This is a genomic window from Fibrella forsythiae (assembly GCF_017353175.1).
Classification (GTDB): Bacteria; Bacteroidota; Bacteroidia; order Cytophagales; family Spirosomataceae; genus Fibrella; species Fibrella forsythiae.
Genome location: NZ_JAFMYW010000004.1, coordinates 393,155 through 418,764, shown reverse-complemented (window position 1 = coordinate 418,764; position 25,610 = coordinate 393,155). Strand labels below are relative to the sequence as shown.

At 51.2% G+C, this 25,610-nt stretch carries 24 protein-coding genes; 9 read left to right on the top strand and 15 right to left on the bottom strand.

Going from position 1 to position 25,610, the window contains the following annotated elements; translation table 11 throughout:
- Positions 1-105: 105 nt before the first annotated feature.
- The 11 genes from J2I46_RS15880 to gcvP form a co-directional block, all read right to left on the bottom strand.
- Positions 106-570 (bottom strand): energy transducer TonB, encoded by a 465-nt coding sequence (locus J2I46_RS15880; protein WP_207330019.1) that lies wholly within the window; start codon positions 568-570, stop codon positions 106-108.
- Between the two features lie 37 nt (positions 571-607).
- Positions 608-1,432: a phosphoglycerol geranylgeranyltransferase gene (locus tag J2I46_RS15875; RefSeq protein WP_207330018.1), complete on the bottom strand. Its 825-nt coding sequence runs from the start codon at positions 1,430-1,432 to the stop codon at positions 608-610.
- Positions 1,350-1,871: a hypothetical protein gene (locus J2I46_RS15870; protein WP_207330017.1), complete on the bottom strand. Its 522-nt coding sequence runs from the start codon at positions 1,869-1,871 to the stop codon at positions 1,350-1,352. Before J2I46_RS15870 ends, J2I46_RS15875 begins: the two co-directional genes overlap by 83 nt.
- Positions 1,872-1,945: 74 nt before the next feature.
- Positions 1,946-2,371: a phage holin family protein gene (locus tag J2I46_RS15865; RefSeq protein ID WP_207330016.1), complete on the bottom strand. Its 426-nt coding sequence runs from the start codon at positions 2,369-2,371 to the stop codon at positions 1,946-1,948.
- A 210-nt stretch (positions 2,372-2,581) separates the two neighbouring features.
- The gene (locus tag J2I46_RS15860; RefSeq protein ID WP_207330015.1) at positions 2,582-3,148 is read right to left on the bottom strand and encodes an RNA polymerase sigma factor; all 567 of its coding nucleotides are present in this window, start codon (positions 3,146-3,148) and stop codon (positions 2,582-2,584) included.
- A gap of 233 nt (positions 3,149-3,381) precedes the next feature.
- Positions 3,382-4,122: a ferritin-like domain-containing protein gene (locus J2I46_RS15855; protein WP_207330014.1), complete on the bottom strand. Its 741-nt coding sequence runs from the start codon at positions 4,120-4,122 to the stop codon at positions 3,382-3,384.
- A gap of 34 nt (positions 4,123-4,156) precedes the next feature.
- On the bottom strand, positions 4,157-4,876 hold the full coding sequence (locus J2I46_RS15850) for a ferritin-like domain-containing protein (RefSeq protein ID WP_207330013.1): 720 nt from the start codon (positions 4,874-4,876) through the stop codon (positions 4,157-4,159).
- Between the two features lie 237 nt (positions 4,877-5,113).
- On the bottom strand, positions 5,114-7,048 hold the full coding sequence (dxs, locus tag J2I46_RS15845; RefSeq protein WP_207330012.1) for a 1-deoxy-D-xylulose-5-phosphate synthase: 1,935 nt from the start codon (positions 7,046-7,048) through the stop codon (positions 5,114-5,116).
- A gap of 272 nt (positions 7,049-7,320) precedes the next feature.
- A complete protein-coding gene (locus tag J2I46_RS15840) occupies positions 7,321-7,794 on the bottom strand; it encodes a hypothetical protein (protein ID WP_207330011.1) in 474 nt (157 codons plus the stop codon).
- A gap of 110 nt (positions 7,795-7,904) precedes the next feature.
- A complete protein-coding gene (locus J2I46_RS15835; protein ID WP_207330010.1) occupies positions 7,905-8,471 on the bottom strand; it encodes a hypothetical protein in 567 nt (188 codons plus the stop codon).
- A gap of 112 nt (positions 8,472-8,583) precedes the next feature.
- Positions 8,584-11,481 carry an aminomethyl-transferring glycine dehydrogenase gene (gcvP, locus tag J2I46_RS15830; RefSeq protein ID WP_207330009.1) on the bottom strand — a complete coding sequence of 966 codons (2,898 nt, stop codon included), beginning with the start codon at positions 11,479-11,481 and terminating at the stop codon, positions 8,584-8,586.
- A gap of 466 nt (positions 11,482-11,947) precedes the next feature.
- Between gcvP and J2I46_RS15825 the strand changes: the two genes are divergently transcribed.
- Positions 11,948-13,297, top strand: a complete 1,350-nt coding sequence (locus J2I46_RS15825; RefSeq protein WP_207330008.1) for an FAD-binding protein — start codon at positions 11,948-11,950, stop codon at positions 13,295-13,297.
- Between the two features lie 27 nt (positions 13,298-13,324).
- Here J2I46_RS15825 and J2I46_RS15820 read toward each other — a convergent pair whose 3' ends face one another.
- Positions 13,325-14,374 (bottom strand): LamG domain-containing protein, encoded by a 1,050-nt coding sequence (locus tag J2I46_RS15820; RefSeq protein WP_207330007.1) that lies wholly within the window; start codon positions 14,372-14,374, stop codon positions 13,325-13,327.
- A gap of 229 nt (positions 14,375-14,603) precedes the next feature.
- Between J2I46_RS15820 and rfbF the strand changes: the two genes are divergently transcribed.
- The 8 genes from rfbF to J2I46_RS15780 all read left to right on the top strand — a co-directional run bounded on the left by rfbF (position 14,604) and on the right by J2I46_RS15780 (position 23,278).
- Positions 14,604-15,374, top strand: a complete 771-nt coding sequence (gene rfbF, locus J2I46_RS15815; RefSeq protein WP_207330006.1) for a glucose-1-phosphate cytidylyltransferase — start codon at positions 14,604-14,606, stop codon at positions 15,372-15,374.
- Positions 15,375-15,476: 102 nt separating this feature from the next.
- Positions 15,477-16,568, top strand: coding sequence for a CDP-glucose 4,6-dehydratase (gene rfbG / locus J2I46_RS15810; protein WP_207330005.1), 1,092 nt, complete (start codon positions 15,477-15,479; stop codon positions 16,566-16,568).
- Positions 16,565-17,119: a dTDP-4-dehydrorhamnose 3,5-epimerase gene (gene rfbC / locus J2I46_RS15805; RefSeq protein ID WP_207330004.1), complete on the top strand. Its 555-nt coding sequence runs from the start codon at positions 16,565-16,567 to the stop codon at positions 17,117-17,119. The genes rfbG and rfbC overlap by 4 nt, the downstream gene beginning before the upstream one ends.
- Positions 17,120-17,169: 50 nt before the next feature.
- Entirely contained in the window at positions 17,170-18,396 is a 1,227-nt protein-coding gene (locus J2I46_RS15800) for a class I SAM-dependent methyltransferase (RefSeq protein ID WP_207330003.1), read from the top strand.
- A 32-nt stretch (positions 18,397-18,428) separates the two neighbouring features.
- Positions 18,429-19,280, top strand: coding sequence for an NAD-dependent epimerase/dehydratase family protein (locus J2I46_RS15795; RefSeq protein WP_207330002.1), 852 nt, complete (start codon positions 18,429-18,431; stop codon positions 19,278-19,280).
- Positions 19,277-20,017: a cephalosporin hydroxylase family protein gene (locus J2I46_RS15790; RefSeq protein WP_207330001.1), complete on the top strand. Its 741-nt coding sequence runs from the start codon at positions 19,277-19,279 to the stop codon at positions 20,015-20,017. The genes J2I46_RS15795 and J2I46_RS15790 overlap by 4 nt, the downstream gene beginning before the upstream one ends.
- An 897-nt stretch (positions 20,018-20,914) precedes the next feature.
- Positions 20,915-21,955 (top strand): glycosyltransferase family 2 protein, encoded by a 1,041-nt coding sequence (locus tag J2I46_RS15785; protein ID WP_207330000.1) that lies wholly within the window; start codon positions 20,915-20,917, stop codon positions 21,953-21,955.
- Between the two features lie 141 nt (positions 21,956-22,096).
- A complete protein-coding gene (locus J2I46_RS15780; RefSeq protein WP_207329999.1) occupies positions 22,097-23,278 on the top strand; it encodes a glycosyltransferase family 4 protein in 1,182 nt (393 codons plus the stop codon).
- Here J2I46_RS15780 and J2I46_RS15775 read toward each other — a convergent pair.
- From J2I46_RS15775 to J2I46_RS15765, 3 genes are all read right to left on the bottom strand, one after another.
- Entirely contained in the window at positions 23,260-24,312 is a 1,053-nt protein-coding gene (locus J2I46_RS15775; RefSeq protein ID WP_310589041.1) for a glycosyltransferase family 2 protein, read from the bottom strand. The two genes, J2I46_RS15780 and J2I46_RS15775, sit on opposite strands and share 19 nt — an antisense overlap.
- The gene (locus J2I46_RS15770) at positions 24,309-24,707 is read right to left on the bottom strand and encodes a DUF2304 domain-containing protein (RefSeq protein WP_207329998.1); all 399 of its coding nucleotides are present in this window, start codon (positions 24,705-24,707) and stop codon (positions 24,309-24,311) included. Before J2I46_RS15770 ends, J2I46_RS15775 begins: the two co-directional genes overlap by 4 nt.
- A 111-nt stretch (positions 24,708-24,818) precedes the next feature.
- Positions 24,819-25,544, bottom strand: a complete 726-nt coding sequence (locus J2I46_RS15765; RefSeq protein ID WP_207329997.1) for a glycosyltransferase family 2 protein — start codon at positions 25,542-25,544, stop codon at positions 24,819-24,821.
- Positions 25,545-25,610: the final 66 nt, after the last annotated feature.

The window sequence follows — 25,610 nt, the reverse complement described above, 5'->3', positions numbered from 1 at the left end:
CAGGTTTAAGGTGCCGGATATAGCATCCGTCGTTGCAAGTCCACAGTATGGCTGAATGAAGCAGCGCAAAATCCCATATCACGCACCCTGAATCTGATAGTTACTTCAGTTGTCAACTTTTAGTGGGATCGTGTAGAGCATGGCCACGGGTTCGCCACCCATTTGCGCGGGTTTCCAGCGAGGCATTTTTTCGATGGCGTGGATGATGCTGATCCGGTACTCGTCCATGCCTTTTTCGGCTTCCGGAATAAGCACAGGCTGAGAGTCGACGGTAATATCGTGCAGAGTGCCGTCCGGGGCGATAATGAATCGCACCTTAATGGGGCCGGTTTTGTATTTGATCCGATCGAGCGTACTTGGAAACTGAATGTTTTTGGCCAGAAACATGAGCATGGCTTCCTGGCCACCCGGATATTGCGCCAGCTTTTCAACCGATGTGTAGAAGCGGCCTGGGTACGTTCGGGATGGTTTTTTCTGGGCCCATGTGGTCGCGCCGGTCAGGCAGGATAACAACGTAAACAAGGCTATCCGGTAAATCACGGAAGGCGTTTTCAACGAAAAGTAATTCATGTAATGGTAACTGGTTGCCTGGGGGAAAAGAGGATCATTAAGCCTGAAAATCCTGAACTGGTTTCGTATTAAACGACGAAACGGCTGCGGCAATTTCAGGAAGCAGGTCCGGATTTTGTTCAATACCGTTGCCTATCACAATCAGATCGGCACCTGCTTTCAGGGCTTCATAGGCTTTTTCGCCCGAGTTGATGCCACCGCCAACAACGATTGGTGTGTCTACTGCTTCCCGAACGGCAGCGATCAGGGTGGCTGGTACCGGGCGGCGAGCGCCGCTACCGGCGTCCAGGTACGTTAGTTTCAGGCCGAGTAACTCACCGGCCATCGCCGTGCAGGCAGCTACACCGGGTTTGTCGTGAGGGAGGGGCATCGTATTGCTGATATACGATACGGTTGTTTGTGCGCCAGCATCAACAAGCATGTAGGCCGTCGAGACAATGTCAAGGCCGCTTCGTTTGAGTAACGGGGCGGCAATAACGTGCTGGCCAATCAACAGGTCCGGGTTTCGCCCCGAGATCAACGATAGCAGCAATAACGAATCGGCTGATACGTCGATGTGGAGTGAGTTTCCGGGAAAAATGATGACTGGTGTGTCGGTTTGTTTCCGGATGGCAACGATCATCTCATGCTGGACATAATCGGTAATCAGGCTGCCTCCTACGAAAAAAAAGTCAGCCTGATGCGCTACGGCCCGGCTGACAGTTTCAGTAAAATCGTATTGCCCAACCTTGTCCGGGTCGAGCAATACGGCAAACGATTTCCGTCCCGACTCCTTATAGCTATTCAGAATAGCTGACAGGTTGATTCGAGGCTTTTTCGTGGTATTGAGCATCAGCGGGTTGCGCTGTGGGGTTGATTGCATTATTTGTCCGAATTCGAGTCAGTAAACCACTTATCTGCTCACGCGCGATGTTGGTGAGTACTGACGTCAGTAAACCACCAATTAAACCAGTAGCGGCAGCTGACTTCTGTGTTTCTTTGGCCTGCTGACGAATGGCTCTCTGTGGCCGAGACCGGTAGCTTTCGTCATCATCGTCATCATCTGAATAATCACGATCATCAGGTTCGCCATACTTTTCAGCATACCTGTATTCATCTGACTTGGGTAGAATCAGGCTTGCCAGCAAAAATACACCGAAAGCCACACCTGCTACCAATGCTGTTGTTTTTCCGACCTCAGAGGCGTCTGTTTTTAACGAGTCAACACTGTCCTGAATTGACGATTTGAAACGTTCGGTGGCCTCCATTAGTTGGGCGCGGCGGGCAGTAGTGTCAGCAAAAGGTACTTTAGGGTCTTCCATGAGTTTAACAGGCTAAAAATAAACGAAAAATGTTGAGTATACTGATTTTGTGGTTAGATAGTCAATGAAAATGGTTACCGCAGATACTGACCACTTTCATTCAATGATTTCGACGTCTGCGTCATCAGATCCTGAATAGCCTGCGACTTGTCGTTGGCTTTTTTCTCCTGACTTTCCTTCATTGCCTTATAGGCAATTTTGCGAATTATGCCGGTCATTGAGGGCTTGGAAATGGCCCATATGATAGTCAACACCAGAAAAAGGACGGCCACGATCAGGAAACCAACGTACCTGCTATCAGTGGCCTCGTTGATCCAGGCAGCCAGTAAGATGAATAAAAAGATGGTGGTGATAGTAGCTAAAAAGCCCAAAATCACGCCGTGAACTGCCGTCACGGCTCCTTCCTCTACCTTGCCCCGGGTTTCGAGTGTGAAAAGCTCGATACGGGCTTCTATGTAGCGAAATATATTTTCGCGAATTTCTTCCAGACGTTCTAACATGACGGGTTGTGTGCTTTGTCCATGTACTTATAGGTAATAGACAAATAACGCCCCACTTTGTTTAGAACACCGTAGGTTACGATCAACCGTTTACGTAAGTTGCTGATAAAGAGCTGTAAAAGATAAGGGGTGCGAGAACCGTTCGTTAGGGAATGGAACGAGAAATAATACCTATTTGGCGACGGGAATGTAGAAAAAAGGCGACAGTTGTCACCGGTTGAATAGCTGTTTCAGCTCCTGAAGGGCCGATCGTATTCGGGTTTTTACTGTGCCCAAAGGAAGCGATAACTCCTCGGCAGCCTCCTCGTGAGTATATCCGTTAAAATAAACGAGGTCAATGAGTTGCTTGCGGTCGGGACGTAGTTTATCGACTACGTCTTTCAGCCCAATAAAGTCAGTGTTTTCGGGGGCAACTGAATATTGGCGGTCAACGGTATATGTGCCTTCATCATCAGTCGAAATGGTCTGTGCAGAAGCAGGACGGCTCATAGCCTTACCCGACCGAATACTGTCAATTGCCGTGTTACGGGCAATATTCAGCATCCAGGTAAACAGTCTGCCTTTCTGGGTATCGTAACTGCTGAGGTTATTCCAGATCTTTACAAATACGTCCTGCAATAAATCCTGCGCTTGTTCTTCCTCTCTGACGATCTTTAGCAAAACGCCATATAGCGCGGCTGAGTAGTGTTCGTACAACCACTGAAACGCCTTGTCGTCGCGCTTAAGTAGCTGATCGACAAGAACTGATTCGTCAGAAAGAGGCGAGCTTCGTTTCAAGTTGATGATTGGTTTTGAAGCCAAATATACAGGCTTAGTTGGGGAAAAGCGCAACTACATCCCACGATGTTTCGCCAGATTTCCCTTCTGTAGTGTGGTACATGCTATAACACTCAATCTGGCTATAGATGTTTAGTAAACGAACTGTAAATGTATCCATTGGTAACAAATGAAAAAAGGACAGACTGATAAGTCTATCCCTTTTTCATTTGTTACCAATGGATATCTACCGACTATGCCAGATAAGGCGCTGCAATGGCCAGAACCTGCTCTTTAGTCAGTGGCTCATCAAACGACTCGCGAGCGCGAACGGCTGATTTTCCCGTTAGCGATACCAGGTCAACGCCAGCCTGTGCGGTGATTTCTTCACCTGCATACACCGCTCCGGTATCACCGTCAGTAATCCAGCCACGGAGCCCGCGCAGGCGACGTACCTCAGCTGCATGGCGTGCCTCTACGGAGTGAATCTGGAGTGCTACAGTCAGTTGATCAGTGCCCAGCAAAGCACCTGCCTGCCCTTTGTATGCCCGAACGCCGGTATCTTCAAACGCCTGGGCGGCCGTCAGAAAGGTCTGGTAGCTGCTGAATACCGTGCCAAATTTAAACGCAGGTTTGGCTACGGCGGCGGCACCAAGGGCACCTTTCAGCAGGGCTACGTGGGCTATCTCGTGCTTACTGATCTGACCAATAACTGCCAGATCCGACGCCGGAATGAGGCCCGACGTACCTATGGCCGTACGGTAGTATTCATCTTCAAGGTATTCAAGCGTAAGGGCGAAGTTCAGCGCAGCCACAACGCCGGAGCTTTGGGCGTAGGCATCGTTAATGGTGGCGGCTACCACGGCCGGAGCAGCTACGGCAGCTGACACCCGCTTACCCATTTTCAGCCAGTTACGCCGGCTGTAATAAGCTAACCGTTCGGGGGCGTCGCCGTCAATTTTTTCAATGTCAGAGAATATCTGGAATAAGTTCATGGCTTTCCTGTTTTGACTAAGTTGATGAAGTAGACTACCCTAAGTTGGCCGTGATCCTGTTCTGAACAAATGGTTGAGCGGCAGCGAGTACGGCAGATGGCATTAAGGCACCATCCAGACCAGTAGTGGGTGCAACCACGTCATCACCGGCAAATGCGGCCGTTTTGGCGCTCAGTAGATCCCGGATAGTAGCCGCGTGCCGGGCCTCAACCGAAACGATTTTGCCCGCCAGCAGTAAATAGTTCACGTCTTTGATCAGCTTGCCTGCGCCGTTATATGCCGATACGCCAAGGTCTTCAAACGTACGCGCTGTGGTTAGCACGCTGGTACGGTCGTTGAAATTAATAGCCCCGAAATTGGGTGTCAGGCCCATGATAGCCGCGCTTCCGATGGCTGCTTTGAAAAAATCGCGGTGAATGATCTCGTGGTCACGAATTTCCGTCAGAATGGTCATCTCGTCGGCGCTCATGCCTGAGTAAGGTGTGGCAATGACCTGTGTGTAGAAAGCAGCTTCCAGTTGTTCCAGAGCGTAGGCGTAGTTCAGGATGCCGATGTCGCCAGTACCCAGGTCAACGGCCTGAGGCGAAACGCCGGTAGCTAAGTCTGTTTTGCCACAGGCTGTAACGAGCAGTGTACCCGCCGCAGCCGTATAGCCCGCATAGCGCAGAAACAATCGCCGCCCCAAAATCATCGACGGGTGCTCGGGCGACAGCAGCGTATCGGTGCCCGGTTTTTCATTCTGTTGAGTAAGCATAGGTATCGAAACGTTAATGGTTCGTGTTCCTGCGCAATGCAGAAGCTTCTATGCTTACGGGAAGACGGTATGGCCTGGATTCAAATAGTAGTAAAATAGATTAAGTTGACTTGCTCAAAGGTGCTGTCTGTAGCTTGTATTAAAACAGAATAGGCTGATTTAGAGGAATTTAGAGGCCGTCCTGATGACAGCGTTCAAACTCCTTTAAATCAGCCTATTTTAATGGTATAGGTTTATTTACACATGTACCCGGGCCGCTGTGTAACTTAATTCACGTACGGCATCGGCAATACCATCGGCATCGAAGCCACACTCGTGGTGCAATTCAAGCTGCTCACCATGTTCAACAATAGCATCAGGAATACCAAGGCGTTTTACACGGGCCATATAGCCATGATTTGCCATAAATTCAAGTACGGCCGATCCGAAGCCACCCATCAGACAACCATCCTCGACGGTCAAAATCTTGTTGAAGCGCTGGAAAACCTGATGCAGCATAGCCTCGTCGAGGGGTTTTGCGTATCGCATGTCAATGTGCGCGGGCTTGATTCCTTCTTTGGCGAGGTGTTTCATAGCCGTTATGGCGTAGTTGCCAATGTGGCCAAGCGTCAGGATAGCCACGTCTTCACCATCCTGTACCAGCCGGGCTTTGCCAATGGGCAGTTCTTCCAGCGGCGTTTTCCAATTGGGCATCACGCCTTCGCCGCGTGGGTAGCGAATGGTGTAAGCCTGCTTGCCTTTCTGTACAGTATCAGAAGCGGCGGTGAACATCATGTTTCGTAGTTCCTGCTCGTTCATGGGCGCGGCCACGATCATATTGGGTATGCAGCGCATGAACGCGATATCGTAGGCACCGTGGTGTGTTGGGCCATCAGCACCGGCAAAACCCGCCCGGTCGAGGCAAAAGATGACGGGCAACTCCTGAATGCACACGTCGTGGATTACCTGATCGTAAGCCCGCTGCATGAACGTAGAATAGATGTTGCAGAACACTACTTCGCCCCGCGTAGCCATGCCAGCCGAGAAGGTCACGGCATGCTGCTCGGCAATACCCACATCAAACGCGCGCGTGGGCATGGCCTTCATCATAATGTTCATCGACGAGCCCGACGGCATGGCGGGTGTAACACCTACGATGCGTGGATTCTGCTCGGCCAATTCAACCAGGGTATTGCCAAACACGTCCTGATATTTAGGCGCTTGTGGCGTAGTAAACGTCTTCTTCTTTATTTCGCCGGTCAGCTTGTCGAACAGGCCGGGGGCGTGCCATTTAGTCTGGTCTTTTTCGGCGGGGCCGTATCCTTTGCCTTTCACTGTCAGTACGTGCAGGATCTTCGGGCCGGGAATGGTTTTCAGATCAGCCAGTACATCGGCCAGGCGGTCAACATCGTGCCCGTCGATAGGCCCGAAGTAGCGCAGGTTTAGCGACTCGAACAGATTACTCTGCGACAGCACCGATGATTTTATGGCGGTTTCGACCTTTGAGACAATTTCCTGCGCCGACTTGCCGAACGTGCTGAACTTACCCAGCAGGTTCCACACTTCGTCCTTCACCTTGTTGTAAGTGGGCGAGGTGGTGATGTCAGTCAGGTATTCGCGCAGGGCACCTACGTTGGGGTCGATGCTCATGCAGTTATCGTTCAGCACGATAAGCAGGTTGGCGTCAGTAGCACCGGCGTGGTTCATCCCCTCAAAAGCAAGCCCGGCTGTCATAGACCCATCGCCGATTACGGCAATATGATTACGGATTTGATTGCCCTGAAGCTGTGAGGCAACGGCCATGCCCAACGCTGCCGAAATGGACGTTGATGAATGACCAACACCGAAGGCATCGTAGTCACTCTCTTTCCGTTTCGGGAAGCCCGACAGGCCACCATAGAACCGATTTGTATGGAAATTTTCACGCCGGCCGGTCAAAATTTTATGCCCGTATGCCTGGTGTCCAACGTCCCAAATGAGTTGATCATCAGGGGTATTAAACACGTAATGCAACGCCGTTGTCAATTCAACTACGCCCAGGCTAGACCCGAAGTGGCCGCCATAGATAGATACTACGTCAATGATGTATTGGCGTAATTCATCGCAAAGTTGGGGCAAGCTTGACTTAGGAAGTTTACGCAGGTCTTCGGGGGTGCGAATAGTCGCTAACAGGTTGCCGGGGGTAATCAGCATGATATACTGCGTGAAGTGTTAAATGTCGATTGTAAACAAATCAGTGGTGGGTAATGTTTCCTCCGATTCCTCGCCTGACTGACAAGCGGTTACGCGAGCCTGCAAAACTACGGCAAGATTAGGACAAAACGAATAAAAACCCATCGTCGCAGTAAGCAGAATTGTACTAAAGGGATATACGCTGTGAATTCAAGAACGTTTCTAAACTAATAAACCCGGATGGTCAACGCAGACCAATCCGGGTTTATTAGTTTAGGAGTTAGCAGAATGATCTATTCACCAAACAGTTGGCTCCAAACGGCTTTCGCTTTTTCCTTGGCCGCTTCAACCTGATGAGCAGCCTCTGCTTTCAATTCATCCAGTTTTGCCTGGGCGGCTTCCAACTGCACAGCGGCTTCAGCCCGGACATCGTCGAATTTGTCTTCGGCAATGTCAGATAACTCATCGGCTTTGGCAGCAGCAGTGGCGTAGGCCGATTCAGCCTGGGCCTGCAGGTTGGTTAGCGTTTCGGCGGTAGCAGCCTTAACGGTTTCAACGTGTTCAGCTGCTTTTGCCTTGAGGTCGTCAATGTCGACTTGTTGACCCAGTGCCTGCGCTTTGGCAACCAGCTGGTCTTTCAATTCATCGAGCTGGGAAGCTGCGGCATTCAGGTGCTCGCCAGCTTCATGCTTGAACGCATCTAATTTTTCGGCAGCAGTAGCTTTAGTCGCCTTTATTTGTTCGGCAGCGGTGGTTTTATTGTCCATTATCTCAGTTTGCAGTTTTCTGTTTACAATTTACAGTTGCGATGCCAAGATACACTCTTCAAGGTCAGCGAAGCAACAGAAAACAGAAAACGGCGAACTGTAAACATTTTTCACCCCAACCGCCGGGTTATCAGCGTACCTACAGCCTCGATCAGGTTCATGGGTTTCAGGGTTCGCCAGTTAACGAGATTCAACGTGCCGCCGAAGTTGATGTAATAATCGAGGCGGTACCGTTTCCATTCCTGCTCAATAAATTCGGGAAAATTGATGGCCGCAATCCAGCCGTCTTCAACGTCATCAAACCACTCTTCGTAGTAGCTATCGTCGGAGCCATGGAAGTTGAGTACGTTCTCGCCAATGAGCAGGAAGTACTTGATGCCTTCCTGCACCAGCGGGTCAATGACCTGCCGTTTCAGGTGCATGATGTCGTTATGGAGTGTATCGTTCCACTCGCCAAACAACTCGATGACTACGGCTTGCCGGTCGTAATTGGCGTAAAGGATCTTGCAATAGAGCGTTTCGGAACCGATTTCGTCCCAAAACGGGTGGATGTAATAGCCGTAAATATCGTTCTCATACTGGGTTGTGTTATATGTGCGCTCGTAAAAAGGCGACTGCGGGTCGTCGGATGCGGCATAGTATTTCTCCCAGCCATAGAAAGGCTCAATGTCTTGCATAAAAATAGTTTACAGTTTGCCGTTTACAGTTTTCTGCTGCGCTGCTTAAGCACAAGATTGCTGTTCTAGCAACGCAACGGAAAACTGTAAACAGCAAACTGTAAACTTAGTTTTAGGCTGGCGAAACTACATCAGAAGGCACCATGTGGGCTTCTGCGGTAACCTCGGCGTAGGCATCAGTTGGTACGCATGAGCAAACCAGGTTCCGGTCGCCATAGGCCGAATCGATCCGGCTTACGCTTGGCCAGAACTTGCGGGCACGTACGTAGGGCAGCGGGAAAACGGCTTTCTCGCGTGTGTAGGGCCGGTGCCAGTCATCGGCCAGGGCCACGATAGCGGTGTGCGGTGCATATTTCAGCACGTTCTCCGCTTTATCGACAGCACCGCTTTCGATTTCACGAATCTCGTCCCGAATGGCAACCATCGCATCGCAGAAACGGTCCAGTTCGGCTTTCGATTCTGATTCCGTTGGCTCGATCATCATCGTACCCGCTACCGGGAAGGACACTGTTGGCGCATGGAAACCATAATCCATCAGACGTTTGGCGATGTCTTCTACTTCAATGCCTGTGGCCTGTTTCAACGGCCGGCAGTCGATGATCATTTCGTGCGCCGCGCGGCCATTGGCCCCGGCGTACAACGTGTCGAAATGACCGTCGAGCCGTGATTTGATGTAGTTGGCGTTCAGAATAGCGCGCTTGGTGGCGTTGGTTAGCCCTTCGCCGCCCATCATAGCGATGTACGCGTACGAGATGGTTAAGATGCTGGCCGATCCGTAGGGTGCAGCCGAAACCGCTCCCGAACCTTTACCCGGCAGGAATGGCACCAGTTGCTTCGCTACACCGATTGGCCCCATGCCAGGACCGCCGCCGCCGTGCGGAATGCAGAACGTTTTGTGCAGGTTGAGGTGGCAAACGTCGGCACCGATCGTGGCGGGTGAGGTCAACCCTACCTGCGCGTTCATGTTGGCGCCGTCCATATACACCTGACCGCCGAACTGGTGGATCGTGTCGCAGATGTCAATAATGCTTTCCTCGAATACACCGTGGGTACTTGGGTACGTCACCATCAGGCACGACAGATCGGCGGCGTACTGCTCAGCTTTCGCTTTCAGGTCGGCAACGTCGATGTTGCCGCGCTCGTCGCATTTCACGATCACCACCTTCATGCCGGCCATTACGGCGCTGGCAGGGTTGGTGCCGTGGGCCGACTGCGGAATCAGTGCCACGTTGCGATGCTCATCGCCCCGGCTTTCGTGGTAGGCCCGGATCACCATCAGTCCCGCATATTCGCCTTGTGCGCCCGAATTAGGTTGCAATGACATGGCCGCGAAGCCCGTAATTTCGCAAAGCCAGGTATTGAGGTCGGCAAAAAGTTGCTGGTAACCGGCTGTTTGCTCTTTCGGCGCGAAGGGGTGCATCTTACCAAACTCTGGCCAGGTTACCGGGATCATCTCGGCAGTAGCATTGAGTTTCATGGTACAACTGCCCAATGAAATCATCGAATGAACGAGCGAGAGGTCTTTTTCTTCCAGCGATTTCAGGTACCGCAACATCTCGTGTTCGGTATGGTGCGTATTGAAAACGGGGTGCGTTAGGTAGTCTGACTGGCGAACCAGCCGTTCGGGCCAGGTCAGCTCCAGATTGTCGATCATGCCTGCGAGGTCGTCTTCACTCAGCTGAATGCCGAATACGTCGAGCAGGATTTTTAGATCGTTGAGCGTTTTGGCTTCGTCGAATGAGATGGTTACCCGTTCGTCGGTAGTATCGTAGCGGAGGTTGATTTGTGCTGCCCGTGCCGATTTTTTCAACGATTCGATATCATCGACTTTAAGGGTAACCGTATCAAAATAATTGTCGGAAATGACCTCGTATCCACCCCGGCGAGTTGCTTTAGCAAACAGCCGGGTAAGACCGTGGGTACGTTCGGCAATCTCGCGAAGGCGTTGTGGACCGTGGTAGACGGCGTAACTACCGGCCATAACGGCCAGCAGAACCTGCGCCGTACAGATGTTCGACGTAGCTTTTTCGCGGCGGATGTGTTGTTCGCGGGTTTGCAGCGCCATACGAAGGGCGGGGTTCCCCTGTGCATCGATCGACATACCAATGATGCGACCCGGAATATGACGCTTAAAGGTGTCTTTCGTGGCGAAATAAGCCGCATGTGGCCCGCCAAAACCCATCGGAACGCCAAAGCGCTGTGCCGAACCAACCACTACATCGGCACCCATTTCGCCGGGAGGAGTCAGCATCGTCAGGGCCATCAGATCGGCGGCCACGGCAATGTTTATCCCCAGTTCGTGGGCGGCGGTAATCAGGTCGGTATAATCAAATACCTCACCATCGGTGGCGGGGTACTGGAGCAGCATGGCGAAAATCGCGCCGGATGTCAGATCGGCCATACGGTGATCCCCTACGACCACGCGGATGTTCAATGGCGTGGCACGGGTACGTACGACCTCGATCGTCTGCGGGTGACAGCGGTCTGATACAAAGAACGTTTCGGCGTTCTTACGAGCAGCAGGGCGCAGGCTGTGCAGCATGGTCATGGCTTCAGCGGCAGCCGTTGCTTCGTCGAGCAGCGAGGCGTTGGCAATGGGCATGCCGGTCAGATCGCAAACTACCGTCTGGAAATTGAGCAGCGCTTCAAGGCGACCCTGGGCAATTTCGGCCTGGTAGGGCGTGTAGGCCGTATACCAGGCTGGGTTTTCCAGAATGTTGCGGAGGATCACGTTTGGCGTGAGGGTATCGTAATAACCCTGGCCGATGTACGACGTGAAAATCTTGTTTTGTTGCGCCAGTTTTTTGAAATCGCTCAGAAACTCGTGCTCGCCTTTTGGTGCTGGCAAATCAAGCGGGCGGGGGAGCCGGATATTGGCCGGTACTGTCTGGTCAATGAGTTCGTCGATGGTATCAACGCCCACTGCTTCGAGCATCTGGTTAAACTCCTGATCAAATTGACCGTTATGACGGTCTTCAAAACGGTCTGTTTGGTGAAGCGTTACTTTCATAAAGTGATTGACTCGTACGGCTTTATTTCGGGAACCCAAAGTTACGCCAAAACGTGCCGTGTCGCACTTTGAGAAAAAAGTCTAAAAAAATTAAATCCAACCGGCATCACAATTCCGTACGTATGTCGTCTAAGTCATACGGTAAGGGTACCAGCAACTCAACATCCCGTCTGAGTGCGTCTCATACCGTTGATAGACTTAGCCATCCTGGTAGCAAATTACCCGGGTGGAGGGCAAACATTACCTATCCAACTATGATTTGTAAAAGCGTTCCGGTTGTTTGACCGGAGCGCTTTTTTTGTGCCTTTCTGCCAGGTACGTTCCGTTCACTCTGTTTATCAGCGGCGAGTGTCCGCCTGGCTGCGCTGCTCGTTTAATGGTCGCAATTAGGTTCTGCTGTCGTCGCGCTTTCTTCGTTTAGGTGGTATCTTTCCACGAGATCTCCCTTTACCGTAACCGTAAACCGATGAAGCGCAACGAATTCCTGAAAACGTCATCAATGCTGGTGGCTGGCAGTATGTTTTCTCCCCTTATTTCCTGCACTAGCCAGGCCAAGAACGTCCGGAAAAACTGGGCGGGTAACTATCAGTATCAGGCTCCCGAATACTACGAGCCCAAAACGGTTGATGAGCTGCTGACGGTGATGAAGCGGGCTGGCAAGCGAAAAGCATTGGGTTCGTGCCATTGCTTTAACGACATTGCCGACAGCCCGCTTGCTCAGATCTCTACCAAAAATTTCAACAAGCTCCTATCCATTGATGAGCAGGCTATGACCGTAACTGTTGAAGCCGGGGCGCGCTATGGCCAGTTTGCGCCCGAACTCGACAAAAAAGGCTATGCACTGCACAACCTGGCTTCATTGCCTCATATTTCGGTGGCAGGTGCCTGCGCCACGGCTACCCACGGGTCGGGCGTAAAAAACGGTAATTTATCGTCGGCGGTATCGGGTCTGGAACTGGTCACTGCCAAAGGCGACGTGGTGAACCTGACGCGCGCCAACGATGCGCAACTGTTCAATGGGGCCGTCGTAGGCTTGGGTGCGTTGGGCATCATTACCAAAATGACGCTCGATATTCAGAAAACGTATCAGGTACGTCAGGATCTGTTCCAGGATCTGCCCCTGCAATCGCTGCTCGACCATTTTGAAGAGATTCTGGCGAGTGGTTACAGTGTGAGCCTGTTTACCGACTGGCAGGATAAGAAGATCAGCCAGGTTTGGGTGAAACGCAAGGTCGAAGCCGATACGAAGTCGATGGGTCCTGATTTATTCGGGGCAAAAGCAGCCACGAAAAACCTGCACCCGATCACGAAACTATCTGCCGAGAATTGTACTGAGCAAATGGGCGTACCGGGGCCCTGGTATGAACGGCTACCGCATTTCAAAATGGGCTTTACGCCCAGCAGCGGAGAAGAGCTACAGTCGGAATATTTCGTGCCGAAGATGCACGCTGTTGAAGCGTTTCAGGCGCTCGAAAAAATGGGGAGCATTATCTACCCGCAGCTGATGATCTCGGAAATTCGCACGATTGCGGCCGATAGCTTCTGGATGAGCCCCTGCCGCAATCAGGATTCAGTGGCGTTTCACTTCACCTGGAAACAAAACTGGGAGGAGGTTAGTAAGATATTGCCGCAGATTGAAGCTGAACTGGCACCGTTCAATGCCCGTCCGCACTGGGGTAAGCTTTTCAAGGTAGACCCTAAGGTGCTCAAGGAGCGCTACGAGATGCTACCTGAGTTTTTGCAACTGGCCCGCATGTATGACCCGCAAGGCCACTTCCGCAACAAATTCCTGGATCTGAACATCTACGTGCGGTAAGGGAGGGAATCAGCAGAAGTACAGACGCTAATTGGTTAAGGCCTTTAGCGCCTGCACCTCTGCAGGGCTAAGTTGACGGTTGTAAATACGGATATCATCAAGCTTGCCAGTCATGAAAAAACCATAATTTGGCTCATAGCCAATCTGTGTTCTAACACCGTTATACTTATCCATGTACGTAGGGGCATTTCCTAATACATAGCCTTGACCATTGATATATAGTTTTACAGGTGAACCTGCTTTTACGCTACAAGCAACATGATTCCAGGCCGTTGTGGTGAAGTTGATTGGTACAGAGTAAAAATTGACATAGTGGGGCTGTGCCCATATCTCCAGAAATACTCTTCCTTGCTCATAATAAAGCTGGAACATTCCTTCAGGTACGGAGAGAATTGAGTTCCTGATAGTTGATTCGTTGTAATTTACATCTGGTTTAAACCAGGCACTCAACGAGAATTCACTGTCAACGGAGTTTGCAAAGTTAACCAGTGTATATATGTCTATTTTATCATTTATACCGTCAAAGCTGTAAGCCTTGTTAGGGGTACCGAAGCGATCTGTAGTAAGCGTTGCTCCGCTAACGGTACCATTATGGCCATTGCCACTTGCATCGTTCGCATTACCATTGAATGGATAGTGAGCAATCAGACCATCTGTAAGTGCAGTACCTAATCGTAAGGTCGAGCTGGACGAAGCAAATACTAATACACCTTCTTCTTTCACGCGGTTTGCTCTAGCTATTGTGCCGATAGGAATGGTAATGACATGACCAGCCAGGATTTTTACATCATCGCTGTATACGGGTACCTGGTTACAAGACCATACAGTTGGGTCTGTCCATAAACCGGTTCTGGTCGATACCACGCTAAGGCAGGCAGGAGGCGTATCAACCCGGGGGACCAGTGGTGGCGAAAGTGATAGATTTTCTGTTAAGGCACTGTTTACCAGTAGATTGGTGTAATGTTCCGGGGTAGATGAAAAAGTATATGCCGTTGTGTAGCTAATAGATAAGAGAAAACCCACTACGACCGCAGCGCGTTTAAAAAACGAAGCGTGTACGTAGAACGATGACGTCATGAATAAGGCTGGTCTTGAACAGAGAAGTGTAAACTTATAATTAATAATAATATGCTAATTTGAACATGTATTATTAATTGGCTTCAGGCTCTCCAAGGGGCATATCGAACCGAACTGTTTCACGTAAGTTTTAGTATGCTGGCACGAAAATTGGGGCGGGCCTATTAATCATCAGGTACGTTGCCCTAACTTGCCTGATCTAACCCATAGCGTAGTAGCCCACGCACCCATGAAAGTTGTGATTCTGGCCGGCGGCCTCGGTACTCGTCTCAGCGAGGAAACGGTCGTAAAGCCCAAACCGATGGTCGAAATCGGCGGTATGCCGATTCTTTGGCACATCATGAAAATATATTCGGCCCACGGCTACAACGAGTTCATCGTTTGTCTGGGCTATAAAGGGTATATCATCAAAGAATTCTTCGCGAACTACTTCCTCCACCAGTCTGACGTAACGATTGATCTGAGCACCAACTCGATCGATGTACATACCTCGCAGGCCGAACCCTGGAAAGTGACCCTGGTCGATACAGGATTGACCAGCATGACCGGTGGACGCCTTCGTCGGGTACGTCACCATATTGGTAACGAGCCGTTTATGCTAACGTATGGTGACGGCGTTGGCGACGTTGATATCACGAAACTTGTCAGTTTTCACCAGGCGCACGGGAAGAAATGCAGCCTCACGGCGGTGCAGCCTTCGGCCCGATTTGGCGCCCTTGACGTAAACGATACCGATGGCGTTCGGTCGTTTTTGGAAAAACCCAAAGGCGATGGTGCCTGGATCAACGGCGGTTTCTTTGTTTGCGACCCCTCCGTAATCGACCTCATCGAAGGCGACGATACCACCTGGGAGCGTTACCCTATGGAAACGCTGGCTGCTCAGGGCGAGATGATGGCTTTCCGCCACGACGGTTTCTGGAAGCCGATGGACACCCTGCGCGACAAACTGGAACTCGAAACAGCCTGGACCAACGGTCAGGCGGAGTGGAAAGTGTGGTAAAAAAGAGTTTACTGTTTGCTGTTCACTGTTGCTTTGCCTGATCAACGCAACTTGCCTAAGCAGTGCAACAGTAGACAGTAAACAGCAAACAGCAAACAGACTGTGTTCAACGATATATACCGACATAAAACCGTTTTTCTGACGGGGCATACCGGCTTTAAAGGGTCGTGGCTGGCGTATTGGCTGAAGCAGCTGGGGGCCAACGTAATTGGTTACTCGCTGCCTGCGCCCACGGTGCCCAGTCACCATGCGCTGTTGGCGTTGGACAATGCCGAAACGCTGGCTGATCTGAACAACGTACCTGAGCTGATAAAGGCCATGCAGACCGCACAGCCCGATATTGTCATTCATATGGCCGCTCAGCCGCTGGTGCGCGAATCGTACCAAACACCGCTGGAAACGCTGGAAACCAACGTCCTGGGTACCGCCCGACTGCTGGAAGCCGTGCGACAAACGCCTTCAGTACGGGCCGTTGTGATTGTGACCAGCGATAAGTGTTACGAAAACCCGGAAGACGGTCGGCCACTGCGCGAGACGGATCCGATGGGTGGTTTCGATCCATACAGCGTGTCGAAAGGGGCGGCTGAACTGATAACGGCCAGCTATCGTAACTCGTTTTTCAACCCGGCGCAGTACGGCCGGTCGCATCAGGTATTGGTGGCTAGCGTACGGGCGGGCAACGTGATTGGCGGCGGCGATTGGGCGGTAGATCGGCTCATCCCCGATCTGATTCGGAGTACCCAGGGCAACGATCAACCAATTGAGATTCGGAATCCGCTGGCGGTTCGCCCGTGGCAACACGTGCTGGAGCCATTGTCGGGCTATTTGCTGGTTGGGCAGAAACTCCTGGAAGGCAACGTACCTGCCGCTGAGGGTTGGAATTTTGGCCCCGCACCCACCGACGTATTGCCGGTTCGTGATGTAATTGCCTACGCCCGCGCCGAATGGTCGGCTATTCGGTGCCACGAGCATCCATCGGCCGCTAATCCGCATGAAGCGCACCTGTTATCGCTTGACTGCACCAAAGCCCAGCACAAACTGGGCTGGACACCCGTCTGGAACACCGAAACGGCTATTCAGCGCACCATCGCCTGGTACCGCGATTATTACCAGAACGGAGCCGTGCATACCGATGCCGATCTGCGGGCGTACACGGCGCAGGCCGAAGCTGCTAATCAACCCTGGGCTGTATGACGTTCACCGAAACACCCATCGCCGGGGCGTACCTGATCACGCCCGCCCCCCGTGGCGATCATCGGGGCTGGTTCATGCGTACCTTCGACCGGGATGCCTTTCTGGCCCATGGCCTTTGCGCCGATTGGATACAGATGAATCACTCCATGACCACTACTACGGGAAGCATCCGTGGTATGCATTTCCAGAACGTACCTGCGGCTGAAGTGAAGCTGGTTCGCTGCGTGGCCGGTCGCGTGTTCGATGTGCTGGTCGATCTCCGGCCCGATTCGCCCACGCGCTGGCAGTGGTTTGGCGCCGAGTTATCGGCCGTGAATCAGCAGATGCTGTACATTCCTGAAGGATGCGCTCACGGTTTTCAGACCCTCGAACCCAACTGCGAACTGGTCTATTGCCACAGTACAGCCTACGCCCCCGAATATGAGAGTGGCGTTCGCTACAATGATCCGAAACTAACCATAAACTGGCCCCTGCCCGTAGCTGATATATCAGAACGAGATTTGGGGTTCGCTTTACTCAATGAAGAATTGAGAATGAAAGATCAAGGCTAAAAAGTAGCGCGGTTATTCTTCATTCTTAATTCTTCATTCTTAATTGAAAAATGAACTGTCGATTCTGCCATACCCCGCTTGAACACGTCTTTATTGATCTGTTCAATTCTCCGGCCTCCAACTCGTTTCTGACGGCCGAGCAACTGAATGAACCCGAGACGTTTTATCCGCTGAAGGTCTTCACCTGCCCAACCTGCTTTCTGGTTCAGGTCGACGAGTACAAGAAATCGGACGCTATTTTCGACAGTGATTACGTCTATTTCTCGTCGTTCTCTACCAGCTGGCTGGCGCATTCGAAACGGTACGTCGAGGCCATGACCGAACGGTTTGGGCTGAATGAGAAATCGCTGGTGGTGGAAGTAGCATCTAATGACGGTTACCTGCTGCAGTACTTCGTAGCAAAAGACATTCCGGTGCTGGGTATCGAGCCAACGGCCAATACCGCTGCTGTGGCCATCGAAAAAGGCGTGACGACCATTACCCGCTTTTTCGGTACCGAACTGGCTACTGAATTAACAAGTCAGGGAACCGGGGCCGATCTGCTGCTGGGCAATAATGTGCTGGCCCACGTACCCGACATCGTTGACTTTGTGAAGGGCATGAGCATACTGCTCAATCCTGAGGGTGTGGTCACGATGGAGTTTCCGCACCTGCTGCAACTGGTCGAAAACAACCAGTTCGATACCATCTACCACGAACATTTCTCGTACCTGTCGTTCACCACCGTCAGCCAGATTTTTGCAGCGCAGGGGCTGGTTATGTTCGATGTCGATGAACTGCCCACCCATGGCGGTTCGCTGCGGATATACGCCAAACATGAGGCCGACCAGAGCAAAGCGATCTCGCCTAATGTAGCGGCCATGCTCCGGAAAGAAGTCGAAACGGGCCTGACCACCATGGCGTATTACGAAGGTTTCCAGCAACGTGCCCTGACCGTAAAACTCGACCTCCTTGATTTCCTGACGAAGCAGAAGCGGTCGGGTAAGTCAGTAGCGGCCTACGGCGCAGCGGCGAAAGGCAACACGTTGCTGAACTACTGCGGCGTTAAAAGCGACCTGATCGAGTTTGTAGTGGATGCTAACCCGGCCAAACAGAACAAGTTTCTCCCTGCCAGCCACATCTCGGTTGTCGATGAAGCCACCCTGAAAGCCCGGAAACCCGATTTTGTACTGATCCTCCCCTGGAACCTCCGTGACGAAATCACCAAACAGCTCAGCTACATCAACGAATGGGGTGGCCAGTTTGTCGTACCTATTCCAGAAGTAAAGGTTTTGTAAACAGCAAATAGTAAACGGTAAACTATTTTTGCATGCATATTCTCGTCACCGGCGCATCGGGGTTTGTGGGGCAGCACGTGGTGCGGGCATTGCTCGCGCGCGGGCATCGCATTACGACCTCAGCAACGAAGCCCGACAAGCTGGTTCAGTTCGATTGGGCTGATCAGGTAACTGTTGTGCCGTACGTACTGTCGTTGGCTGGTGATGAGCAGAACCTGTACGACTACTTCGGTCAGCCCGACGCGCTGATGCACCTAGCCTGGCAGGGGTTACCGAATTATAAGTCGTCGTTTCACCTCGATCAGAACCTGTTTCCCCACTACCTATTTCTTAAAAATCTGATTACCAATGGACTGCGCGATCTAACGGTTACTGGCACGTGTTTTGAGTACGGAATGCAAAGTGGTTGTTTATCCGAAGAGTTAACAACGTACCCAGCCAACCCGTATGGACTGGCCAAGTATTCGCTCTGGCGATTTCTGGGTGTGTTGCAGGCTGAACAGACATTTACGCTAAAATGGGCACGACTGTTTTATATGTATGGCCCCGGTCAAAGTCCAAACTCGATTCTGCCTTTGCTGGAGCGGGCGGTGGCGGCGGGCGAGCCGGTATTCAACATGTCGGGCGGTGAGCAATTGCGTGATTATCTGCCTATTGAAGCAGTAGCAACGTACCTGAGTCAGATTCTGGAGCAGAACCGCATTACGGGTATTATCAATTGCTGCAGCGGCCAACCCATTTCGGTGCGTCGATTGGTCGAAGAGCATATTCAACGGCTCAATGCTCGTATTACCTTAAATTTAGGCCATTACCCATACCCCGATTACGAACCCATGGCGTTCTGGGGCGATGCTCAAAAACTACAATCAATCATAACCCAATGACTTCAACAGCCAACCCCGTCGAGGAATTTAAGCAGGAACGTGCCGAGCGCGTAGCCACTTATGCCCAACCAAGTGATTTGCGCGAAGCTGCCGCCGCGTTCAACGTCACGTCGAATCGCGATAAGTATTCGTACAACTTCTCCTGGATGGGTCGCCCCATTATTCAGTATCCGCAGGATATGATTGCCATGCAGGAACTGATCTGGGACATTAAACCCGACCTGATCATCGAAACGGGGATTGCCCACGGTGGTTCGCTGATTTACTACGCCTCGCTGATGGAACTCATCGGCAAAGGCGAAGTGATCGGGATTGACATTGATATCCGGGAGCATAACCGCCGCGAGATTGAAGCGCACCCGATGTTCAAGCGCATTCAGATGATTCAGGGGTCAGCGATTGATGAAGAATTGGTGGCAGAAGTAGCCCGCCGTGCCGAAGGCAAAGAGACGATCATGGTCTGCCTCGATTCAAACCACACGCACGACCACGTCTTGCGCGAACTCGAACTTTACGCGCCTTTCGTGACGGTTGGCTCCTACTGCGTTGTGTTCGACACGATCGTTGAAGACATGCCTAAAGGTGCCTACGAACGCCCCTGGGATGTGGGTAATAACCCCAAGACTGCCGTTTGGGAATACCTGAAAACGAACGATAACTTCGAAATCGATCACAGCATCGACAATAAACTGCTGATCTCTGTAGCACCAGAAGGGTACCTGAAGCGGGTGAAATAATGAACGAACTTGCCTGGTTGTAAACCTGTCCGGAAGCTCCTGTAAGCGTCTCACTGGAATAGAGCTATGCTATCAAGCAGCTTAAGATTTCTCTTCTTATTCATTGTTTTGCAGGGATGCTGCTCTTTATCAGCTCCTGTAAAACCAATGATGCCACCCCCGATCCGATGGCTATTCTGACTGGTAAAGTCTGGCAAATGGATGAGATTCGCTATTTGCAGAATAATACCAACGCTTACTCTAAAAGAGGCGGTTCGACTAACTTGGTTAGCTTCGATGACGCTATTATCAAGTTTAATTGAGATGGAACGGGCACTACTAACTGGCAGGGGAATTCAATCAGCTTTGTGTGGAGTTTTGTAAGTAACGATCGTACAAAAGTCGCGCTTACATTAGGCTCTGTGTCAGTCCGCCTGATTAATTGGGACAGTATAACCTTTTCTGAATCGGCAATTACGTATACGGAAACGTATAACAACAGCGGCACAAACTCGTTGGCCCAGGCAAAAAGAACGCCCCGTTTATGAGTACAGAAACGGCTTTCTAAGGAATAGAGTAGAGCTTGAGCTTTCCCGTTGGTGGAACCACTAGAAGTCCACCTGCCTGATAAAGAACCGACTTTGCCTGAGCGACATAGCTATTCGGTATTGTTACCGTGTGCCTCACCAAAGCCGATTCAAGGCTGGTTGGTAATCTGTTACACGACCAGACAGCCTGCATTGACCATAGGCCGTTTTGAATAGAAGCCTGTGGGGCGTGGGTTCTTATCTCGTAGTTCAGGATAATGGGCGAGCCTATGCATTCGGTATCAGAGTCGTATTGTCGATTATTATTCAAATCGACATAGGTGCGAATGATCAGGTAATTATAAGCACAAGTACATATACTTGCTAATGAATGGGAGTTGAAGAAGAATTGAGTAAACCAGTAGTCAGTATTGTCATTCCACTGTACAACCAGCAACTGACTTACTTTCAGGAAGCATTGGCAAGTGCATTGGCGCAAACCTATGATTCCGTTGAGATTCTGGTTTCTGATAATCACTCGACCAACGAAACACCCGCCTGGCTAGCTACACAGACAGACACCCGCCTGCGTGTAGTTCGGCCAGACCGGTTTTTACCCATGGTTGAGCATTTTCAATTTGCCGCCGATCAGGCTCGGGGCGGATGGATCCTGTACCTCTGCTCCGACGACTACCTGTACCCAACTTGTGTGGAAACACTGGTTGCGAACCTCCCGGCTGACAACAGTGCCGTAGTGGCGTATGGCGAACTGGCCAGCGTTGATTTTCGTGATCTGAACCAGATAAAATTTTATTACAACCGCAAGCCAACGGCCCTGCGAACACCTGCCGAATCATTGAATGAACTCGTTCGGGCACGGCCTTTTTTCGCCTGGATTCCGGGCGGTATGATTCGTCGCGACACGTACCTACACTGCCGCGATGTGTTAGATGGCCATATCACCTACGGATTTGATGTAGCGTTACTGCTCAAAGCACACGAAGCTGGAAACGTTTTGTATGTTGACGAGCCCGTCGGTAAGTTCAGAATATGGACAGCCAAGGATGGCAAACTGGGGGGTAACAGGCTGATAAAGAATATCGTTGATGCGGGCCAATATCTTGGTCTGGTTCAGGATTCGCCCATATTACGGAGTTATCTGATACCGGAAACGATGGCCGAGTGGCGGAGTTATCAGGCTCGTCGCTGGGAGTTAGCGGCCCTTATCGATTTCTTTACAGGCGGATGTACACCTGAAGAGGCTAATAGGGCATTGACTATTGTTTCCGAAAAGGTTCATCCGCCGTCTACGTTTACTAAACTCGTTGCATTTTTATTGGGCAGCCCACAGGCTAATCTGACAAAACCCGCGCTGAACGGAATCTATACCCTGTTTTTGCAGATTCAGAAACTCGTTAAGCGGCCATTTTAGGGTTAAATGGATTGGCCATTTTTTACGACCTTATTTATCGATGGTTAGGTGGAAAACGGCAAGGTTCCTACTTGACAAATACGGTGTTTGTACGCCAGTTACTTTCAGTTCCATACGCACAATGTTGATGCTTTGCTTACTATGAATAAACGAATTGCGTTTCTCCAGCCTCACCTTACGCTGGCTGTTGGGTCAACGATTCTGCTGTTGGAAATCTGTAAGCGGATGGCCCGGAAAGGGTGGGATGTTTCGGTTATATCGTCGCGTTCTGACCTGGCTATCACGGCCACTGCCAGAGAAGCAGGGGTCCGGTTCGTCGACGTAGGAGGGCCCATTTCGTCGTCGCTCTGGTTCTGGCTCTTTTTCCCCTTCATCTACCGGAAGGTTCAGCGGGCTATTCGCCAGACCGGAGCGAACATAGTGGTGTCAGGCGCTTTTCCGGCAGTTTGGTGGGGGTGGCTATACAAATACATTAATCCCAGGGTCTTCCATGTTTTTTACTGTTTCGAGCCATCCGCGTTTATCTACAATCCCGACTGGACCAAATCGGTGAAGCCCTTCTACATGCGCTGGGGACTGATTCTTTTCAAGCCATTGCTTCAATTCATTGAAAAACAGCTCTACCCGCATACAGACCATACGGTAGCCATCTCTGACTTCACGAAGCAGGAGCTACTGCGTGTGTACCCGACCACAAACAGGGCGACCCTGACGCGGATTTACTGCGGTATCAGTCATGACGTTTTCTATGATCCAGAACTCCTGCGGTTGCCCCAGATTGTGATTATGGGTACGTTGACCAGGTTCAAGAATGCTGACTGGGTCATTCGTGCACTGGCTCTGTTGAAACAAGATCCTCAATTTCAGCAGGCAACTCTGGTGATTAAAGGCAAAGGAGAAGAAAAAGCGAATCTGATACACCTGGTCGAAGAGTTGGGCCTCCAGGAGTCAGTGACGATTATTGATACCTACTTTACCAACGATCAGTTGCGGACTCTGCTGGGCAGTAGCCGGGTGGTTGTGCATGCTGCCCACAATGAAGCGTTTGGGCTGGCTCCCGTTGAGGCAATGGCCTGCGGCACGCCGGCAGTCGTGACGGGGTCGGGTGGCACGGGCGAAACCGTCGTGAATGGTGTGTCGGGCTTGTATTTCCAGCCTGGTAACATCGACGATCTGGCGCGCCAGCTAAAAAAACTACTGGGCGATGAATCCTATTGGCGCAACCTGTCGGCAGGAGCTATTGCGCGGGCTGACGAATTTTCCTGGGATAAAAACACCCACGATTTTTGCGAGCTGCTGATGCATCAATCGGTAACTATCTGACGGGGCTTCAGAATCCGGTAGAGAGGCGAGAGAACTGCTCTGGCGAACTGGCTTATTGGGGGTGGTACCAGTTGCTCGAATGGGATACTAAGGGTAGCCCCCGCCATGAGCTGTGTGTCGGTTATCTGCCGGGTCTGTTGAAGAGCAAGATGCTGCTGCCCGATGCTCCGGCGGTGATGCCAGAGCCATCTATAAGTCCTGAACCGGCTTTTCAGATAGGCTAGGCCACGTAGAGCAAACCCCCAGGTCAACAGTTCGGTCAACAGGAGGGCGGGTATTAATTGCTGCCAGGTACGTTGGCTCAGCACTTTACGGAGGGTAAGCAGCCGGTTGCGTTCGAGGTAGTAGAACTTGTTTGGATTCATACCAAGCCGGTAAAAATGTGTGATCACTGCCTCTTGGTCGCATAACAATAAGAAACCCTGTAGCCTCGCTCGCAACGACAGATCGGCGTCTTCGAAGTACATGAAATAAGTTTCATCGAACCCGCCCAACTCGCGCACAATGGCAGTCGGAGCCAAGAGAGCAGCCCCCGATAGAAGAGGTACAGCGGTCAATCCGGTATAGGTTGAACTGGGTTTGTTCAGACCACGGCAGGTGGTGATACCTGTATACTGCATCTGATTGCCACAGGCATTGATAGTCACCATATCCGAATTAACCAGCTTGGGGTTGATCAGCGCCCGCGGATGGGCCTGCGCTGTTTGGAATAGCTGTTGCAACACCCCCGTATGGAGCTCGGTGTCAGGGTTAAGAAACAGCACCCACTGCCCTTCACTATGCCTTAGTCCCAGGTTATTACCCCCGGCGTAGCCTGTATTGGCCGGATTTGACAGCAACATAATGTCTGGGTAATCCCGTTTAACAAACGGAGCAACCCCATCCTGCCCGTGATTGTCGACAATAACAAGCTGAAACCTAAACGAGACCTGTTGGCGCAGAATTGATGGCAGGCACCGTTGCAGGTCAGTCAGACTAGCGTAGGAAACAATGATGATTGTCAGATCGATGGGCACAATAGGTACATTTATCACTCAACTTCCTCAACCGTTTCAGTTGTCGGTGCTTTAGCATTAAGTTCTACTTGCTGAAGCGCCTGTTTGAGGTAGGCCATTTCGTGTGTCAGCGTTTTGATCTGACTTTGCAGCTTGGAATTGACCACTGAGAGGTGAACCAGGAACACAATAATGGCGAATATGGCCGCCAGAAAGATTAGCGATGGCGGGTAATAAACGCCTAGCCAGAGCGAAATCTGTTCCAGCCCTTTCCGCCAGATCGAAAACACGATCAGGATCAGCGTGCAGAGAATCCAGACGATGGAATACTCTTCACGCAGCCGCCCTTTGATGATCAGCCGGAAGATCATGATCATGAAGATCGACGCGCCGACTATGCTGACTAGCTGAATGACAAATGATAGACCTCCCATTTTTAAAAAGTTTACTGTTTACAGTTTTCTGTTACGTTGCTTCTCCAAAGATGCAGGCTTGTGCAGGGCACCGCAGCGGCGGACCGCAGTAAACAGAAAGCTGTAAACTTGTTAAACTGCCTTCAGTCCCTTTCCCCGCAAACGCAGGTAAATGAACAGAATGCCGAGCGATACTTTAGCCATGTAGTAAACGGCGCGGCTGCTGTTGATGCTCGATACACCACCCTGCCGTTCCTGCATCAGTACTGGCACTTCCATCATGCGTAACCCATATAGGCCAAACTGCACAATAGCTTCTGGTTCAGGGTATTCGTCGGGATAATAACGCTCGACAACGGCCAGTGTTTTTCGGTTGAATGCCCGGAAACCCGACGTGCTGTCGTGAATCGTTTGCCCGATCAAAAACTGATTTAGCCAGCGGAAATATTTGATACCCAGCCGTCGGGTCAGCGACGATTGAAACCCTTCACCTGTGATAAAACGTGAGCCAATCACCACGTCTGCCTTATCCTGCAACAGCGGCGTCAGAATCTTCGACAGTTCATTGGCCGGATGCTGACCATCGCCATCCATCTGAACGGCCACATCGTAGCCGTGCCGATAGGCATACTTGTAGCCCGCGTGCATGGCCCCGCCAATGCCCAGATTCACCGGCAAGTCGAGGTATAGGCAGCCCAGCGTCCGGATGATCTGGATCGACTTATCGGTCGAGCAATCGTTTACCACCAGCACGTCGGCATCGAAGCCCTGCTGGCGGGTTGTCCGCTGAATCGTGCGCACTACCTCAGCAATAGCAGCCTGCTCGTTGAAACATGGTATGACGATGAGAATCTTCAAAATCAGTTTACTGTTTACAGTTTGCTATTTACCGTTGCTCCGCTGATGAACCTTGTGGCTGACTAG

What these genes read in the sequence shown, in the direction of transcription:
- J2I46_RS15875 (WP_207330018.1), bottom strand. Translation starts at nt 1,432, where the DNA reads ATGCAATCAACCCCACAGCGCAACCCGCTGATGCTCAATACCACGAAA.
- J2I46_RS15780 (WP_207329999.1), top strand. Translation starts at nt 22,097, where the DNA reads ATGAATAAACGAATTGCGTTTCTCCAGCCTCACCTTACGCTGGCTGTT.
- J2I46_RS15840 (WP_207330011.1), bottom strand. Translation starts at nt 7,794, where the DNA reads ATGGACAATAAAACCACCGCTGCCGAACAAATAAAGGCGACTAAAGCT.
- J2I46_RS15785 (WP_207330000.1), top strand. Translation starts at nt 20,915, where the DNA reads ATGGGAGTTGAAGAAGAATTGAGTAAACCAGTAGTCAGTATTGTCATT.
- J2I46_RS15835 (WP_207330010.1), bottom strand. Translation starts at nt 8,471, where the DNA reads ATGCAAGACATTGAGCCTTTCTATGGCTGGGAGAAATACTATGCCGCA.
- J2I46_RS15820 (WP_207330007.1), bottom strand. Translation starts at nt 14,374, where the DNA reads ATGACGTCATCGTTCTACGTACACGCTTCGTTTTTTAAACGCGCTGCG.
- gcvP (WP_207330009.1), bottom strand. Translation starts at nt 11,481, where the DNA reads ATGAAAGTAACGCTTCACCAAACAGACCGTTTTGAAGACCGTCATAAC.
- J2I46_RS15880 (WP_207330019.1), bottom strand. Translation starts at nt 570, where the DNA reads ATGAATTACTTTTCGTTGAAAACGCCTTCCGTGATTTACCGGATAGCC.
- J2I46_RS15865 (WP_207330016.1), bottom strand. Translation starts at nt 2,371, where the DNA reads ATGTTAGAACGTCTGGAAGAAATTCGCGAAAATATATTTCGCTACATA.
- rfbC (WP_207330004.1), top strand. Translation starts at nt 16,565, where the DNA reads ATGACGTTCACCGAAACACCCATCGCCGGGGCGTACCTGATCACGCCC.
- J2I46_RS15790 (WP_207330001.1), top strand. Translation starts at nt 19,277, where the DNA reads ATGACTTCAACAGCCAACCCCGTCGAGGAATTTAAGCAGGAACGTGCC.
- J2I46_RS15850 (WP_207330013.1), bottom strand. Translation starts at nt 4,876, where the DNA reads ATGCTTACTCAACAGAATGAAAAACCGGGCACCGATACGCTGCTGTCG.
- J2I46_RS15800 (WP_207330003.1), top strand. Translation starts at nt 17,170, where the DNA reads ATGAACTGTCGATTCTGCCATACCCCGCTTGAACACGTCTTTATTGAT.
- rfbF (WP_207330006.1), top strand. Translation starts at nt 14,604, where the DNA reads ATGAAAGTTGTGATTCTGGCCGGCGGCCTCGGTACTCGTCTCAGCGAG.
- J2I46_RS15770 (WP_207329998.1), bottom strand. Translation starts at nt 24,707, where the DNA reads ATGGGAGGTCTATCATTTGTCATTCAGCTAGTCAGCATAGTCGGCGCG.
- dxs (WP_207330012.1), bottom strand. Translation starts at nt 7,048, where the DNA reads ATGCTGATTACCCCCGGCAACCTGTTAGCGACTATTCGCACCCCCGAA.
- J2I46_RS15825 (WP_207330008.1), top strand. Translation starts at nt 11,948, where the DNA reads ATGAAGCGCAACGAATTCCTGAAAACGTCATCAATGCTGGTGGCTGGC.
- J2I46_RS15855 (WP_207330014.1), bottom strand. Translation starts at nt 4,122, where the DNA reads ATGAACTTATTCCAGATATTCTCTGACATTGAAAAAATTGACGGCGAC.
- J2I46_RS15795 (WP_207330002.1), top strand. Translation starts at nt 18,429, where the DNA reads ATGCATATTCTCGTCACCGGCGCATCGGGGTTTGTGGGGCAGCACGTG.
- J2I46_RS15870 (WP_207330017.1), bottom strand. Translation starts at nt 1,871, where the DNA reads ATGGAAGACCCTAAAGTACCTTTTGCTGACACTACTGCCCGCCGCGCC.